Genomic DNA, 17,106 nt, shown 5'->3' with positions numbered 1-17,106 from the left:
ATTATTTAAAATAGAAATCTTACAAAAGAGTCACATTCTTGTAATGTTAATCGATAGGACGCTCGCCAAATTTACTGCATACTAAAGGTATAAACAACGGACATTACTTATGAGGTGATATATATGAACGGAAACAAAATATTAGCAGCTTTATCATACTTTAGTGTACTATTCGCGCCTATCTTATTCCCTATTATCGTTTGGATTGTAGGCGACTCTGAAACAAAACCGCATGCAAAACGTGCTCTATGGACACATATCATTCCAAGCATCGCTTCATTTATTGGATTAGTCATTTTAGGAATTATGGGCATCGGATCTGATCAGTCAGATGTAACACTTGGAATCGGAGCAATGATTGTTCTATGTATTTGCGGAATCATTAGCTTATACTACTTCATTTGGAATATCGTAAAAGGTATTAAAGTACTGAAAGCTTAACTTTAAACAAACGTTTGATTAAAAAGAAACTGTCGCATGATGGTAAATGAAATTTTATCGGCGATACGACAAGCATAACCTACCTATTAATAAGAAAAAAACCGTCCCAAAATACCTTTTGGGACGGTTTCTTTATCTTCTGCGTTTCTTCTTTTTTCTCATCATTTTCTTTCGGCGTGTGTTCACTTTATCCGCTATAATGTGGAGCGTACTCGCCACTACAATGCCCATTACGAACGTTACAATTTCAACCTCATGTTTCTTCGCAATTTCTATTAAATTTCCATCGAGTGCGATTACATTTAATAGGAATAAAAACGGAGAAAACACGATTAACATGTATGCAATACGAATAATATCACCAATTATAATCGTATGTGTGAAGAAGGAACGATGGGGCATTACGCTCCTATATGGATACCAAAAAAATGCGGAGGAATCCCCATTTATTATACGCATTACTATACGTATCTAAATCCGGTGTTAAAAATGAAGTACCTACTAAAAAGCCAATTGCAAAAGTTAATAAAAAATCAAAATTTGTTAATCCATACGAAAAGAGCATAAACAAAACAACTGGAAGAGATATTAAGTTTATTTTCGTATGCGTTTTTCCTGATGGCATAATGCACTTCCTCGCTTACGTTCGCCCTGTCACCATATGACAGTTCTCACCTATTGATCTAATTTTTGATCGATAAATGATGTGTCTATCTCCGAATCAAACCATTCTGCCAACTTCACTCGTGCCTTATCTTTCACATCTTCATTTACGTATAACGATACTTGTAATAGTGCGGCCGTTAACGCACCCAAATCATCCGTATAACCAATTCCCGCAATGAAATCTGGGATTGCATCAATCGGTGCAATAAAATAAGCAAGTGCTCCAATTACAATAATTTTCACTCGTTTTGGAACATCCGGTCTTTGCAAAACGTAAAACAACAATAAACTCACATAAATTACAGACTGACCAGCTTGCTTTGCAACATGTTTTATTTTCTTCCAAAACGCCTCCACTGAAAATTTTTGTTTCATTTAAAAGCCTCCCTATTTTCAAAAGAAATAAGCTACTTTATGTTATCAGTAAAAGTTCATCAAAATTACACAAAATTTATCAATAAATTTCATTGTAACAAACAAACCCAAAAAGAACAAGTGTTCGTTTATTTTCTCGTATTTCCCTTCATATAATAGTTTTCTAGAAAGCCAATTTAAGCTTTGCATTTCATATTTCTCAACCTTAAAATTTTCGATTCCACCTAACATTCTTTTCTATATTTATTATATTTTCTAGTTGACGAGCATATAAACGAATGTTAAAGTTTTCTCTGGTAGTGACAAATAACATACAAAAAATGTAAAATGTTATAGTGTTTCTCAGAAATGAATTTTGTTGTATAATACAGAAATGACGTTATGCTTATGAGCAGCACAAGAAACCAAAAAGGGTATGCATAGTTAAAGTCGTATATGGGTGAATATAGAAACTCTAATTATGGCCAAGAAAACTATGTATTTTTTATTTTAACATTTTTCGCTCCAAAATCGACCAAGCCTGATAGAGAAAGGGTGGAAATGAATGAAAGAAACCATGAAATCACAATTTCAAAATGTGCGTTTCACTTTATTCGTAGCTTTGGCCGTATGGCTAAAAACCTACATCATTACACGCACTAGCTTCGATTTAAAACTTGAATCTTTTATGCAAGAATTCATTCTATTCATTAGTCCATTAGCAGCATCATTACTGTTTGTGGGTCTTGCATTATTTGCAAAAGGGAAAAAACGTAACTATATAGCACTAGGAATCAACTTTATCTTAACGTTTATCCTTGTTGGTAACGTAATGTTCTACGGATTCTACAATGACTTCGTTACTTTACCAGTACTAGGACAAACATCTAATTTCGGAAGTTTAGGTTCTAGTGTGAAAGAATTATTTAACTACAAAATCATCCTTGCATTTGCGGATATTATTGTATTCTTCGTTCTATTGAAGAAGAAGAAAAATTTTGCACCGACAGAGCGTGTAGCACGTCCGATGCGTTCCCTATACTTCGTGTCAACAATTGCTATTTTCTTCGTAAACCTAGGATTTGCAGAAGCTGAGCGTCCAGAACTATTAACACGTTCATTCGACCGCGTTATGCTTGTTAAAAACTTAGGATTATATGTACACCAAGCATACGATCTTGGCTTACAAGCAAAATCAAGTTCACAAAAAGCGTTTGCTGATAGTAGTAAATTGCAAGAAGCAGAAAACTATGTGAAAACAACACAAAGTAAACCAGATCCAAATATGTTTGGTACTGCAAAAGGGAAAAACGTAATTGTTGTCTCTCTTGAATCATTACAAACATTCTTAATTGGTGCGCAAGTTAACGGACAAGAAGTTACACCATTCTTAAACCAATTTGCGAAAGAAAGTTATTACTTCGATAACTTCTACCATCAAACTGGTCAAGGTAAAACATCTGATGCTGAATTCTTAGTAGATACTTCATTATATCCACTAGACCGTGGTGCTGTATTCTTCACACACGGTAACAACGAATATACAGCAACTCCAGAGATTTTGCGTCAGCAAGGGTATCACACATCAGTATTCCACGCAAACAACGCAACATTCTGGAACCGTAACATTATGTATCCGGCACTTGGTTATGATCGTTACTACAACGAACTTGACTACAAGATTACACCAGAAACAAAACTAAACTGGGGACTAAAAGATATCGAATACTTCGATCAGTCTATCGATATGTTAAAAGAAGTGAAGCAACCGTTCTATACTCGTTTCCTTACTTTAACAAACCATTACCCATTCACTTATGATGACAGTACGAAATTAATCGACGAATACAATTCAGGCGATGGCGTATTTGACCGTTACATGGTAACTGCTCGTTATTTAGACGAAGCAATGAAACACTTTATTGAGCGTCTAAAAGCTGAAGGCATCTACGACAACTCTGTGATCGTATTCTACGGTGACCATTATGGTATTTCTGAAAACCATAACCGTGCAATGGCACAGTTCTTAGGAAAAGAAGAAATTACTGCATTTGACCATATGAACTTACAAAAAACACCGATGTTTATTCACGTTCCAGGTCAAAAAGAAGGTAAAACAATTTCAAAACCAACTGGTGAAATTGACATTAAACCAACAATTCTAAACTTACTTGGTGTAGATTCTACGAATCAAATTCAATTCGGTCATGACATATTCTCACCAGATAATACAGGATTTGTTGTTCTTCGTGACGGTAGTTTCATTACAGATAAGTATATGTACACAAACAGTACATTCTACGATCGCCACACTGGTGAAGTTCTGCAATTACCAAAAGAAGAAGCTCAACCACTTATTGATCGTGCACATAATGAATTAAACATGTCAGACAAAATCATTGAAGGCGACTTACTTCGCTTCTCTGAAAGCAATAAAATCAAAACTGGTGAAGTAAAAACAGCTATTAAAGAAGAAAAGAAGAGCGCTGAGTAATCTCAGCCTCTTTTTTATTTTCTGCTATCCTTCCTCTCCTAATTCATTAACTTTAAAATTACATAACCTTCACCGAATATTTACACTACATTAATGAAGTATCTTTATAATAAAATATGTAAACGAGGTTTCACATATTTCTTATCTCTCATCTGCGATAAGATCCCTTAGAGAAATATGCGCACCATTTGTTTTCAACTTTCTTATAATTGTCTTACTAAAATTTTTAATAAGACGATGTCCCTATGAAAGATAGCTACCCTCCTTGTGCAACATTCAATACGAATGTTGCTTTTTTTATTTCAAAAAGCAGGATTCTCATTTACTATTTTCGAATTTGTATATACAAAATGCTATAAAGTGAAACTTTAATCAGTGGGGGGTTATTCATCCCCCGCTGATTATTAGCCCGCACCAATCGGGCGTTAGTAAATCACCACTACTTCTCTATAATTTTCAAATACATATACGTCATATGAAGAGAATTGCTCACATAAAAATAATTAGAGTGCTTTTTATTCATGTACTAACGAAAGGATGGGACGAAAATTGGCATACGAAAAATTTGTACTATGGAATGATGCAGTTATTGATACAACAAAACATAGCGCGTACATAGAACTTGAAGAAAGAGGCTTGCAGTTTGGAGATGGTGTCTATGAGGTTATTCGCCTATATAAAGGGAACTTCCACTTATTAGATCCGCATATCACAAGGTTATATCGCTCCATGGAAGAAATAGAATTATCACTTCCTTTCTCAAAAGCAGAGCTTATTATCCTACTTTACAAACTAATTGAAAGTAATAATTTCCACGAAGATGGTACTATTTATTTGCAAGTATCTCGTGGTGTACAAGCCCGTACCCATGCATTCTCATATGACGTCCCTCCGACAATCTATGCCTATATTACAAAGAAGGAAAGACCAGCTTTATGGATTGAATATGGTGTACGTGCTATATCAGAACCAGATACGCGCTGGCTACGCTGTGATATCAAATCTTTAAATTTATTACCCAATGTATTAGCTGCTACGAAAGCTGAACGCAAAGGTTGTAAAGAAGCACTTTTCGTACGAAACGGTACTGTAACTGAGGGAAGCTGTTCTAATTTCTTTCTCATAAAAAATGGAACTCTTTACACACATCCAGCCAATCACCTTATTTTAAATGGCATTATTCGTCAATATGTCCTTTCCTTAGCGAAAACCCTTCGTATTCCTGTACAAGAAGAACTGTTCAGCGTTCGCGATGTTTATCAAGCAGATGAATGCTTCTTTACGGGAACGACTATTGAAATTTTACCGATGACCCACCTTGATGGAACTGCAATTCAAGATGGTCAAGTTGGCCCTATCACAAAAATGCTACAAAAATCCTTTTCTCAAAGCTTGTTACAATCCAACATGTCATCTTCTTAAACACGAATAATTTCTATTATCTCTACATCCAACATATGTATTTAAATAAAAATCAAGGTGTAGATTTATACCTTGATTTTTTCTTGTAATCTTTTTGTCATATTCAGATTCCCGCATAAGTCTTGACAGTAATCGACATGCTCTTTAGAATTTTTAACAGTTGGTAAATATTTCTTCACTACATTACAGACAGAAAGGAATCGACAAATTATGAAAAAATACCTTGCCGGTCTTGCGGCAGTGTCTGTAGCAGGAGGAGCAGCACCTACACTTGATAGCGTTCAAGCTGCCCCTGAACAAAACACACAAAAAGCTGCTACACAAACTGTCCAAGCTTCCTCATCAAACAGCTCATCTTATACGGTGAATGCTAGCGTGCTACATGTTCGTGCAGGATCAAGTACTTCTCACGACATCATCTCTCGCGTTTATAATGGTCAAACTTTAAACGTAATTGGAGAAGAAAATGGTTGGTTCAAAATTAACCATAATGGACAAACTGGCTTTGTTAGCGGTGAATTTGTATCAAAAAATGGGGAAAAAACAAATAACAATGTAAGTACAGGTGGAAACAATAAAGTTACTGCTGATGTATTACGTGTTCGTACAGCTCCTAACACTTCTAGTTCTGTTTCAGGACGTGTATATGAAGGACAAACATTAAACGTAATTAGTCAAGAAAATGGTTGGGTGAAAATCAACCATAATGGACAAGTTGGCTATGTAAGTGGCGAATTCGTATCTGGTGTTTCTTCTAATACAGGTTCTTCAAACAACAACCAAGAATCTGTAAAACCAGCAAGTGGCAACTATACAGTAAACGTATCTTCCCTTCGCGTTCGTACAGGTCCTAGTACTTCTCATACAACTATAGGTTCTGTGAAAAAAGGACAAGTAGTACAAGTTGTAGGCGAAGTTCAAGACTGGTTCAAAATCAATTATGCAGGACAAACAGCTTACTTAAGCAAAGACTACGTAACAAAAGGCGGCTCTAACGAGAACGTCGTACAAGATAATAAGCAAGAACAAAATGATAATTTAACAGTTCAAACTGGCGGTACTTACGTTGTTAACGCAACATCTTTACGTGTTCGTACAGGCCCTGCTACTTACCATAGTGTAATTGGCGGTGTTCTAAACGGTACAACATTAAACGTGGTTGGATCTGAAAACGGCTGGTTTAAAGTAAACTATCAAGGAAAAACAGGCTATGTTAGTAGCGAATTTGTAAAATTCGTTAAAGGTGGCACTGCTACTCCTGAACAGCCGAAACAACCAGAACAACCAAAACAACCTGATCAAGGTGCAATTGGCGACTACTACATTAATGCTTCTGCACTAAACGTACGTAGCGGCGAAGGTACAAATTATAGAATCATAGGCGCACTTCCACAAGGGCAGAAGGTTCAAGTAATCTCTGAAAACTCTGGATGGAGCAAAATTAACTACAATGGTCAAACTGGTTACATCGGAACACGTTTCCTATCTAAAACACCAGTTGGGGGCGCAGTAGATAATAAGCCTAACGACAACCAAAATAACAATCAAAACAATAACAACAATAATAATACGGGCAATAATAGCGGCGACAGTTCTTCCGTACTTGCATATGCAAAATCAATGCAAGGTGTACCATACGTTTGGGGCGGAACTTCTGCTAACGGCGTAGACTGCAGTGGCTACATCTACCACGTATTTAAGAAATTTGGTCATAACATTAGCCGTCAAAGTGTTGCGGGATATTGGAGTAGCCTACCACAAACTTCAAATCCACAACCAGGTGACTTAATTTATTTCCAAAACACTTATAAATCAGGTCCTTCTCACATGGGTATTTACCTTGGGGGCGGATCATTTATCCAAGCTGGAGATAAAGGTGTAGCAATCGCTTCATTAAGTAACTCTTATTGGAAAAGCCACTTCTTAGGATACACGAAAGCACCTTAAGTTATAGTTTCAGAGCCTTCTAGTTTACTAGAAGGCTTTTTTTTAAAGGGCTCTATATAGTAATCCCCTTTCATTCTCACTACGCAAAAATTGTGCGTTCATTTACTTATTTCATACACTATATTCTATAAAAATTATCCAAAACGTTATCATAATGTATATATTTCCACAAAAAACATAACCTATTTCATGTCGATTCATTTTATATGTGTTTTTTCAAAGAATTTTCTTTTTATTTAAACTTTTCGTTAGACGTTTGACCTCCGATGTCCATTATGATAAGTTACTTAAGATGTTATATTCGCAAAAGTATAGACAACTGGTTTATACACTTTTTTACTATGAGGAAGGAGCATACACTGCATGAATGTTTTATGGGGAATTGGCGGCGTGATTGGAGTATTAGCAATCGCTTTCTTATTATCTTCCAACCGCAAAGCTATTAATTGGCGCACAATTTTAATCGCGCTAGCATTACAAATGTCATTTTCATTTATCGTATTACGATGGGATGCTGGAAAAGCAGTTTTAAAACACGCTGCTGACGGTGTTCAAGGATTAATTAATTTTTCTTACGAGGGAATTAGGTTCGTTGCTGGGGATTTAGTCAACGCAAAAGGACCTTGGGGATTTATCTTCGTGATTCAAGCACTACTTCCAATTGTATTTATTAGTTCATTAGTTGCAATCTTATATCATTTCGGTATTATGCAGAAATTTGTTAGTATTGTTGGTGGCGCATTAAGTAAACTTCTTGGAACTTCGAAAGCAGAAAGTTTAAACTCAGTAACAACTGTATTTTTAGGACAAACTGAGGCACCAATTTTAATTAAACCATACTTAGCACGTTTAACTAACAGTGAATTCTTCACTATTATGGTAAGTGGTATGACAGCTGTTGCCGGATCAGTTCTTGTCGGCTATGCAGCAATGGGAATTCCGTTAGAACACTTATTAGCAGCAGCAATTATGGCAGCTCCATCAAGTTTACTAATTGCAAAACTAATTATGCCAGAAACAGAAAAAGTAGATAATAACGTTGAACTTTCTACAGAACGTGAAGACGCAAACGTTATCGATGCAGCTGCACGTGGTGCATCTGAAGGTATGCAACTTGTTATTAACGTAGCAGCAATGTTAATGGCTTTCATCGCATTAATCGCTTTATTAAATGGCTTATTAGGATGGGTTGGTTCTTGGTTCGATATTAAACTTAGCCTTGATTTAATCTTCGGTTACTTACTATCACCATTTGCAATCTTAATCGGGGTTTCACCGGGTGAGGCTATACAAGCAGCAAGCTTTATCGGTCAAAAACTTGCAATCAACGAATTCGTTGCATACGCAAACTTAGGACCTCACATGGCAGAGTTCTCTGCAAAAACAAATCTGATTTTAACATTCGCAATCTGTGGTTTTGCAAACTTCTCTTCTATCGCAATTCAATTAGGTGTAACAGGAACATTAGCTCCTACTCGCCGTAAACAAATTGCACAATTAGGGATTAAAGCAGTTATCGCTGGTACACTAGCGAACTTCTTAAACGCAGCAGTTGCAGGTATGATGTTCCTATAAAGTGAAACTTTAATCAGTGGGGGGCTTCATCCCCCACTGATTATTAGTTGAACCAATCGGGCGTTTACGGGCAGTGGATCTCCCAACTAACTTCTTTGCTCCAGCCGAATTTGTAGGTGGGAGTTTTACTGCCCGTTAATGCGGGATAATTTAATGTAAAGTCTCCTCTTTAAAAGAGGAGGCTTTTTTGTATTCTATAAATATTTTTTCACATATACTAAACATCAAATACCTATACATCAAGATTATACGTTTTGACGATTAGTATGTCTCTTTATTTTTTCTTGCAATGAAAGGGATACTATTTGATGTCGCACGCTTAAAAAAGAATTCCAGCTACACGGTCCATTTATTAATAATTGTGCATACTACAAATATCCTGCATGAATTATCTTTAAGGAGGCCAGTTTCGTGAAAGATAAATCCTATAAAATCCTTTCTATGTGGATTTTACAAATTTTATTTTATTTTACTACTGTACATGTGACGAAATATGAGCACGCGCTCATTTTTACAATTATATATGTCATCATAAATGTACTATTCCTATTTTTAGCTGATAAAACAGCATTTATTTTCTTTATACTGGGAACCATTATTTCAGTATTCTATTTATTTTATGAAGCGTGGCTTCACTTATGGAGTACATCAGATCAATGGAAATATATCATTACCCACTTCCTAATGGCAGCTAACTTCTTCCTTGTTTATATTTCAACCCACTTATTAAAAAAGGTTATCCTTAAAAATAGAGAGTTAACTGAACGAGTGCAGGTGCTTGAGCAATACATTGGAGAATCCAAACTATTAACAAGACAAGAATTCGAAAGACGACAAGCATTATTAAAGACTGCGATGAATCGTCGCAATGAAACAGGCATTATTATTTTCTTTGATTTCACTTCCTTTAGTAAATATACGAAGGAAAGTATCATGGATCGTGTAGCTTCATTATTAGTTGATACAGTAAGAACTGACTTTGACCTTGCTGCTGAATATGACAGCAACACATTAGTCATTTTATTACAAAACACAAATGAAGCTGGTGCTGATATTGTAATGAACCGTCTACAGCCAAAAATGGAGCAATGGCTTGCTGCTGAAGCAATTCAAGACATTAAAATAAAACGAGAACAAATCACGACAAAAGGAAAGACATTATTATGATGACACTCGTTATACTCCTTTTATTCCTGCTGTTCTGCGTACTCGTATTTTGGATTAGCATCACATTTTCAATCAAATATGTACTTATTTTTACTGCCTTTCTATTCTCAGGCCTACTCGTTTACTACTCTCTTTTAACACTCGCGGGCTTAATTCATCGAAATAGTAAACGAAAAGATCGTACGCTAGAACATTATCCAAGTGTAGATATTTTAATACCTGCCCATAATGAAGGGGTTGTTATTAAAGATACATTAGAAGCAATGGCAAAGATTGAATACCCGGGCAAACTAAACGTTTATTTATTAAACGATAACTCTCAAGATGAAACACCTGAAATTGGCGATGATTTCGACAAAGCTTATGCTCATATTCATCACATTCGTGTACCACCTGGCGAACCGAAAGGAAAATCGCGTGTATTAAACTACGGTCTTAGCATTTCAGATGGTGAATATTTCTGTGTTTACGATGCAGATAATCAACCTGAACCACATGCACTGCGAATGCTCGTAGAACATGCTGAAACCATCCAGGATGCAGTTGGTGCAGTTGGCCACGTTCGTACAGTAAATGAAAAGAGAAATTGGCTTACACGAATGATTTCATTAGAATTTCAGATTTTCCAGCTCCTGATGCAATCTGGACGCTGGCTATTATTCCAAACAGGCTCACTAACCGGAACAAACATGCTTCTTCGTCGTTCCGCATTAGAAGAACTTGGCGGCTATGATCCTTATGCAATTGCAGAGGATGCCGAATTAACATTGAGAATTACCCAAAAAGGCTATCTCTTACCAATCGTCCCGGAATCGGTTACATGGGAACAAGAACCTGAACATTTAAAAATTCTTATTAAACAGCGTACACGTTGGCTTCAAGGAAACTTATATATTTTAGAAAAAATGTTTTCTTCGCTAAGCTTCTTTAAAGGAAAGCTACTCGTCCATTCCTTACAGCAAGTTTTAGTATATGTCGTATTTTGGCTATTCTTAATCATTTCAAACGTTTGGTTTGTAATTGGACTGCTCGGGATATTCCAAATTCAATACAGCATTCCATTACTATTTATGTGGTATGTCGCATATATTACATACGTTTCTCAATTATTTAGTGCCCAGAGCGTCGAACGAACCTTTACACCAACCAACATTTTCATAAGCGTCATTATGTACTTTACGTACGCACAGCTCTTTACGTATTTGTTTATTCGCAGTCTCATTCTTTACTTACGTGCAAAGAGCAAGAAACAAGTAATTGGCTGGGATAAAACAGTACGATTTAAAAAGGAAAAATAAAGTGAAACTTTAATCAGTGGGGGTTATTCATTTCCCACTGATTATTAGCCCTCACCAATCGGGCTTTTACGGAATAAAAAATAAGCACAGAGCGCCGTAAGCTCTGTGCTTATTTTTTACCGTAATACTATATATCAGACAATACCCCTTAGCTGAAAGTAATTTCACGTCCATCCCCCAACGAACGATCGACCTTCATTTATATACGAAAAAGTGATTGCTATTTTTGTAGAACCAGTTGCTTTTCTTGCTGCTCTTTGCGCGTTTCAGTCTTAGGTTCCGTGCTTTCTTGGACATTGCGATGTGCCACACGTTTCAAACAAATATGCTTCCACTTTCTTTCGTAACGTTTCATTATTCTAGATGTCCCCCTTGAATGCGATTTAAAACTATTTGAAATCGCTTACAGGAAATAATATAGCACATATACATAAAAGTGACAACACATTTCCGACATATTTTTGTCAAAAATATGAACATAATTTACACAATATCGAATATTGTCGAAACATATCGATTTTCCTTTTCGAACTGCTGATATCACCCTTTTCCTAATAGGTGCATTAAAAAGGAGCTGATATAAAATCAGCCCCTTTCCTTCTATTATTAATGTTTCTTTGTACGTCCTTCTTTTTGCAGTTCTTTAAACAACGCTGCAATCATAAAGAAAATAACAAATACAAATGGGAATGCCGCAATAATCGACGCAGTTTGCAACGCCTCTAATCCACCAACATACAATAAGGTCGAAGCTATTACTGCTAAAACAATACCCCAAACCATTTTAATGCGATTTGGTGGGTTTAAACTACCATGTGTCGTTAACATCCCTAGAACAAACGTAGCAGAATCTGCCGATGTAATAAAGAATGTTGAAATAAGTAAAATAGCTAGGACAGATAAAGCTGGTCCCATGCCGCCCATTTGGTCTAACATAGCAAACAATCCTACTTCTGTACCCATTTCTTTAATTTGGTCATATATATTCGCTCCATCGAACAATTCCATGTGAATACCCGTTCCTCCGAAAACAGAGAACCAAAGTGCACCGATTATTGTTGGTACGAGTAACACACCGATGACAAACTCACGAATTGTACGTCCACGTGACACACGAGCAATAAACGTCCCTACGAATGGTGACCATGCAATCCACCATGCCCAGTAGAAAATTGTCCATGACTGAATCCATTGATTTCCGCCTTCATTTAATGGACTTAAACGGAAACTCATACTTGGCAATTCTTGAATGTATGAACCGATTGTTGAAGTGAAATAATTCATAATAAAGTTTGTCGGACCTGCAAATAATACAATTATCATAAGTGCAAACGCTAAAATAATATTCGCATTACTTAAATATTTAATTCCTTTATCGAGTCCCGTTTGTGCAGATAGCATATAAAGAACAGTTACAATTCCGATGATTACTAACTGTGTCGTTAATGTGTTCGGAATTGATGTTAAATAACTAACACCACCCGCAATTTGCTTTGCCCCGAGTCCTAATGATGTTGCCACACCAAATACTGTCGCAAATACAGCTAGAACATCAAACATATGGGCAATACGGCCATGTTCACCGCCCTTAAATAGCGGACCCACTGTCGCACTAATTGTACTTGCCCTTCCTTTTCTAAATGTAAAGTACGCAATACATAATGCTACAAGTGCATATAATCCCCACGGATGTAATCCCCAATGGAAAAATGAGAAACGAAGTGCAAGACGTGCACTCTCTTCAGTTGCACCCTCTCCAAACGGAGGTGTGTATAAATGATTCAACGGTTCTGCAACGCCCCAGAAAACCAAACCAATTCCCATGCCGGCACTAAATAACATAGCAAACCATGTCCTATAACTATAATCAGGTTCATCGTTATCTTTACCTAAACGAATCGAACCGTACTTAGAAACAATTAAGAAAATAGCAATTCCTAAGAAAATAGAAACGGAAATAATATAGAACCAACCAAACTTACTAACTAGCGCAGCTTGAATTGCAGTCGTTACATTTCCTAAGCTACCTTTTCCAATAATAGATTCGGGAATAATCCCCCAAAGTGTAAATGCAATACATAATGTTAATGAGACAATAAATGTTTTCGTCAGTTTCCTCATCAAATCCCCCTTCGTATGTTTCATTTCTTGTAAATAACATAAATTCCGATATGTTAAATCGGATAGAAAACCATAGTTTTTTGTGGTGATTTTCTTTCGGCTCTCTTAGTTTTGCCTTCACCAATTAGAATTCTTATGGACAGCCTTACCTTCCGTACAACCTTTTCACTCTGCAAGAGCTACAAGATTGGAATACTACTGTCAAATTGTGTGAGAAAAATGCGGATGGGAAGAGATTTCCCCAAAAAAGGATGTGTTACAGTTTTAAAAAAGGGCAGATTTATTCTTTACAACCCTTTCTTCTTGTAACAATTATGCGGTTTTTTGCTAGTATATAGCGCGTGTTTATAACTTCACAAACGAGATGTTTATGTTTATATAACTATATTACCCATAAAACGGTAAAATACTCAAGGAATGTAACTGTATAGTAATCATTATGTAACACCCTTGTAATATTTTTATTTACGCCGAAAAATATATGTTGTATTAAATATTTTGAATATAACTAGAAACCTACTAATCATATAGAATGAAAAACGCTTTCCTCTCATTCTAGCTATATTACAAAGTGTTAACGACTTATTACGAATGGTTTGTAATTGTGTGTTTTCCCCAAATCCGAAAAAATCTGTTGCTATAATGAGGACACGAAAACAAACGCAATGGAGGCTATCATGAAAAAATTAATTGGTATAGCAACAGCAGCAGTTTTTGGTCTTGGGATTTTCACTTCATCTGCCAATGCAGAAACTGTTGTAACAACAGACGTACTAAACGTACGAGAAAACCCTACTACTGAATCAAAAGTTGTCGGTAAATTACTAAATGGTCATAAATTAGATGTTCAAAATACAGAAAACGGATGGTCACAAATCAAATTAGATGGTAAAGACGCATTCGTAAGTACAGAGTTTACAAAAAGCTCTTACTATGTAACAGCTAACGTATTAAATGTACGTGCTGAAGCGAACACAAACTCAGAAATTCTTGGAACGCTTAAGAAAGACGATATGATCGAAACAACGAACCAAGTACAAAATGAGTGGTTACAATTTGAATATAACGGGAAAACAGCTTACGTTCATGTTCCTTTCTTAACAGGTACAGCACCTGTTATTGAGAAACAAGAAACGCCTGCTCCTGCTAAAGCTGCAGCACCAGCTAAAGCTCAAGCACCTGCACCAGTAAAAACGGCTACTAAGCCTGCTGTGAAAGCTGCTGAAACTAGCGAACCATCTGGTGGTCGTGAGTTAACAGTTGTAGCTACAGCATATACAGCTCATCCGAGCGAAAACGGTGGCACATACGGCGGCCGTGTGTTAACTGCAATGGGTCATGACCTAACAGCGAACCCAAACATGAAAATGATCGCTGTTGACCCGAAAGTAATCCCATTAGGATCTAAAGTATGGGTAGAAGGTTATGGAGAAGCTATCGCTGGTGATACTGGCGGTGCAATTAAAGGTAACCGTATCGACATTCTACTTGGATCAGATAGCGCTGCTCAAAAATGGGGCCGCAAAACTGTTAAAGTGAAAATTTTAAAATAACCAATGACTGCTAAATTACAGCCGGTTCTCTTTATTGAGAGCTGGCTTTTATTTTTTATATAATACATATAAGGAGGTTATGTCCATGAATTTACAAGCAAAAGTAGACTGGGTCGGTACACCAAAACCGTACATATATAAAGATGAAGCAACATATGACGCTACTTCTATTGATTTTTCACTCGCTGGCGATGACAATCGCTATAAGTTAATTGTGCTCAAGTCTGAAAAGAATACACATTACAAAATTGTGCAATATGGAATCAAACCAGGCTCTCAAAAGCCGTTTCCTATCGACGTTCCATTCGAACAAAACATGTTACCAATTATAGAACAAATATTACAAGACCCATATGTACAAGCGATATTAAAAGAAGCTCGCTTCTAATTGCTAAAAAGGATATCACCTAGTCGAAAAATCCGAATAGGTGACATGCTACCTAAAAAAAGAGACTGTTCTAAATGAACAGCCTCTCTCATATTAACGAGTCGGACCAGATACTTCTTCTGATTTCAACGTATTATTTGCACCAAGAGAATGATACAATATCTTGCCATTCCCATTAACCGTTACAATATGGTCATTATTAAAGCTCTTAAATTTAATAGAGCCATCACCGTAACGAATATGGTACTCTTCATATGTCGTTACTTTATATTTCGTAGCACTTTGACGCTCTACATTACGAATTTCCATTGTTAATAAATCTTCTGTAATTCCTTTTTTGTGTAGATATTGCAAGTAATCACGGTCTTCCTTATACGATTTCCCGCTCTTATCATAATCATTTTCAATTAAGCTAAAATCATTTAATGCAATTGCACGCACGTTATTATAAATATGATTTTGTACAAAGTCACCAACCGCTGAGCTTGAAGCTTCTTTCGGGAACTTTAAATAATATGTGCTTTGGTCTCCAACTTTGATGCTTTCAGATTTAATGACACCAAAATCAGTGGTTTTCTCTAAATGTACTTCTACCGTTTCATCTGTCGGTACAGGACCAAGTTTATAGCTACCGTAACTTAATTTTCCGCGTTTCTTACCATTAACAAAAACATTTGCGTCGCTTTCATCGGAAGAAATGGTTACATAATTTCCTTCAAGTGACAAATTCACTTCTACTGTCCCATTCTTTTCATCTGCTAGATCTACTTCTTTTTCTGTCTCTAATTCAGCAAGTTCTGTCTTCGCCTTTGCCTTTACAACATAAGCACCTGGGAAGTATGGCCCTAATTCTTTCGAATTTTTACCACTAGAAAGCTCTGCTTCTTTTTTATCATTTACATATATTTCAGCATTCTTTGCAGTTGTGCTAACACTCATGTAATAAGATTTCATGCTGAACTTATACTTCGGATATAAGAACCACTCTTTCCCGTCTTCTATAATTTGCCCATCTTTAAAAGATGCATTATCACTCGCTAACTTTTGATTTACTGTTTCTTTTTGTAAATAAGACAGTAATGCTTTATTGTACGAAGGATTATCCTTTAAATAACGTATGTAAGCTTTAATATCTTCTGTCTTCACTTTTAAGCTTGGATCGTCTACTTTCAAAAACTCATCGATTGCATTCACATCTTTCTTTTGGAATGCTTCGATCATTGCATTTACTTGCTTTTCCTTCGAAAACTTGCTTGCACCGAATTTATATGCACCAAACAAAATAGCAACAACAATAACAAAACCTATAAGTAAAAACATGTTTTTCTTACTTTTCACTTGCCTTTTTTCTCTCCGCATTTCTGAATGAGACGAAGCTGTTTGATCAGCAATTTCTTCTACTTTACTTCCACACTCAGGACAAAAGTTCAAATGGTCTGTAACCTGATTTTTACAAGTTCCACAAAACTTCAATATGCTCTCCCCCTATTTCTTAGCTAATTTCATTCCAGCGGACGCCGCTACATATGTCACAATAAAACTAAACAAAGTTAAATATATAAATGAATTTTGCATAGATAGCACCGTGCCACTTGCCTCGAATAAATTCATTACATTTCCAGATACATCAATATTGAGCAATTTCTTGTGCAATTTGCAACTTCTGCTTTCCTTGTTCTA

Annotated in this window: 13 protein-coding genes and 2 pseudogenes; 9 read left to right on the top strand and 6 right to left on the bottom strand. The window is 36.2% G+C overall.

Going from position 1 to position 17,106, the window contains the following annotated elements:
* Window positions 1-123 precede the first annotated feature (123 nt).
* Window positions 124-441, top strand: coding sequence for a magnetosome magnetite crystal formation protein family (locus tag CDB3_RS24455; RefSeq protein WP_128856266.1), 318 nt, complete (start codon window positions 124-126; stop codon window positions 439-441).
* Between the two features lie 132 nt (window positions 442-573).
* Here the strand turns inward: CDB3_RS24455 and CDB3_RS24450 are convergent.
* A pseudogene (locus CDB3_RS24450) lies at window positions 574-1,066 on the bottom strand (metal-binding protein).
* Window positions 1,067-1,116: 50 nt separating this feature from the next.
* Entirely contained in the window at window positions 1,117-1,482 is a 366-nt protein-coding gene (locus tag CDB3_RS24445; RefSeq protein ID WP_097832398.1) for a YkvA family protein, read from the bottom strand.
* Window positions 1,483-2,026: 544 nt separating this feature from the next.
* Between CDB3_RS24445 and CDB3_RS24430 the strand changes: the two genes are divergently transcribed.
* The 6 genes from CDB3_RS24430 to CDB3_RS24405 all read left to right on the top strand — a co-directional run bounded on the left by CDB3_RS24430 (window position 2,027) and on the right by CDB3_RS24405 (window position 11,364).
* The gene (locus tag CDB3_RS24430; RefSeq protein WP_128856264.1) at window positions 2,027-3,955 is read left to right on the top strand and encodes an LTA synthase family protein; all 1,929 of its coding nucleotides are present in this window, start codon (window positions 2,027-2,029) and stop codon (window positions 3,953-3,955) included.
* A 537-nt stretch (window positions 3,956-4,492) separates the two neighbouring features.
* Window positions 4,493-5,377: a D-amino-acid transaminase gene (locus tag CDB3_RS24425; protein ID WP_097832401.1), complete on the top strand. Its 885-nt coding sequence runs from the start codon at window positions 4,493-4,495 to the stop codon at window positions 5,375-5,377.
* A gap of 210 nt (window positions 5,378-5,587) precedes the next feature.
* Entirely contained in the window at window positions 5,588-7,324 is a 1,737-nt protein-coding gene (locus CDB3_RS24420; RefSeq protein WP_128856263.1) for a C40 family peptidase, read from the top strand.
* A 363-nt stretch (window positions 7,325-7,687) separates the two neighbouring features.
* Window positions 7,688-8,899: a NupC/NupG family nucleoside CNT transporter gene (locus tag CDB3_RS24415; RefSeq protein ID WP_001101995.1), complete on the top strand. Its 1,212-nt coding sequence runs from the start codon at window positions 7,688-7,690 to the stop codon at window positions 8,897-8,899.
* Between the two features lie 411 nt (window positions 8,900-9,310).
* Window positions 9,311-10,066, top strand: coding sequence for a nucleotidyl cyclase domain-containing protein (locus CDB3_RS24410; protein WP_128856262.1), 756 nt, complete (start codon window positions 9,311-9,313; stop codon window positions 10,064-10,066).
* Window positions 10,063-11,364 carry a glycosyltransferase family 2 protein gene (locus CDB3_RS24405; protein WP_128856261.1) on the top strand — a complete coding sequence of 434 codons (1,302 nt, stop codon included), beginning with the start codon at window positions 10,063-10,065 and terminating at the stop codon, window positions 11,362-11,364. The genes CDB3_RS24410 and CDB3_RS24405 overlap by 4 nt, the downstream gene beginning before the upstream one ends.
* Window positions 11,365-11,584: 220 nt before the next feature.
* Here CDB3_RS24405 and CDB3_RS32590 read toward each other — a convergent pair whose 3' ends face one another.
* On the bottom strand, window positions 11,585-11,719 hold the full coding sequence (locus tag CDB3_RS32590; RefSeq protein WP_000833065.1) for a hypothetical protein: 135 nt from the start codon (window positions 11,717-11,719) through the stop codon (window positions 11,585-11,587).
* Between the two features lie 251 nt (window positions 11,720-11,970).
* On the bottom strand, window positions 11,971-13,485 hold the full coding sequence (opuD, locus tag CDB3_RS24400) for a glycine betaine transporter OpuD (protein ID WP_128856260.1): 1,515 nt from the start codon (window positions 13,483-13,485) through the stop codon (window positions 11,971-11,973).
* 677 nt (window positions 13,486-14,162) lie between these two features.
* On the opposite strand from opuD, the gene CDB3_RS24390 reads away from it, so the two are divergent.
* Together CDB3_RS24390 and CDB3_RS24385 are read left to right on the top strand one after the other, a co-directional pair.
* Window positions 14,163-15,038, top strand: coding sequence for a cell wall-binding protein EntA (locus CDB3_RS24390; RefSeq protein ID WP_128856259.1), 876 nt, complete (start codon window positions 14,163-14,165; stop codon window positions 15,036-15,038).
* Window positions 15,039-15,123: 85 nt separating this feature from the next.
* Entirely contained in the window at window positions 15,124-15,426 is a 303-nt protein-coding gene (locus CDB3_RS24385; protein WP_128856258.1) for a DUF3910 family protein, read from the top strand.
* 93 nt (window positions 15,427-15,519) lie between these two features.
* On the opposite strand, the gene CDB3_RS24380 is transcribed toward CDB3_RS24385, so the two are convergent.
* Together CDB3_RS24380 and CDB3_RS31840 are read right to left on the bottom strand one after the other, a co-directional pair.
* Complete coding sequence (locus tag CDB3_RS24380) at window positions 15,520-16,899, bottom strand: zinc ribbon domain-containing protein (protein ID WP_128856257.1); 1,380 nt, start codon at window positions 16,897-16,899, stop codon at window positions 15,520-15,522.
* 12 nt (window positions 16,900-16,911) lie between these two features.
* A pseudogene (locus CDB3_RS31840) lies at window positions 16,912-17,058 on the bottom strand (zinc ribbon domain-containing protein); the annotation flags it as partial.
* Window positions 17,059-17,106: the final 48 nt, after the last annotated feature.

It is taken from the genome of Bacillus sp. CDB3, from assembly GCF_002081505.1.
GTDB lineage: Bacteria > Bacillota > Bacilli > Bacillales > Bacillaceae_G > Bacillus_A > Bacillus_A cereus_AT.
Note: the sequence above shows the minus strand (reverse complement) of the source record. Positions and strands in the feature narration are given on the sequence as shown.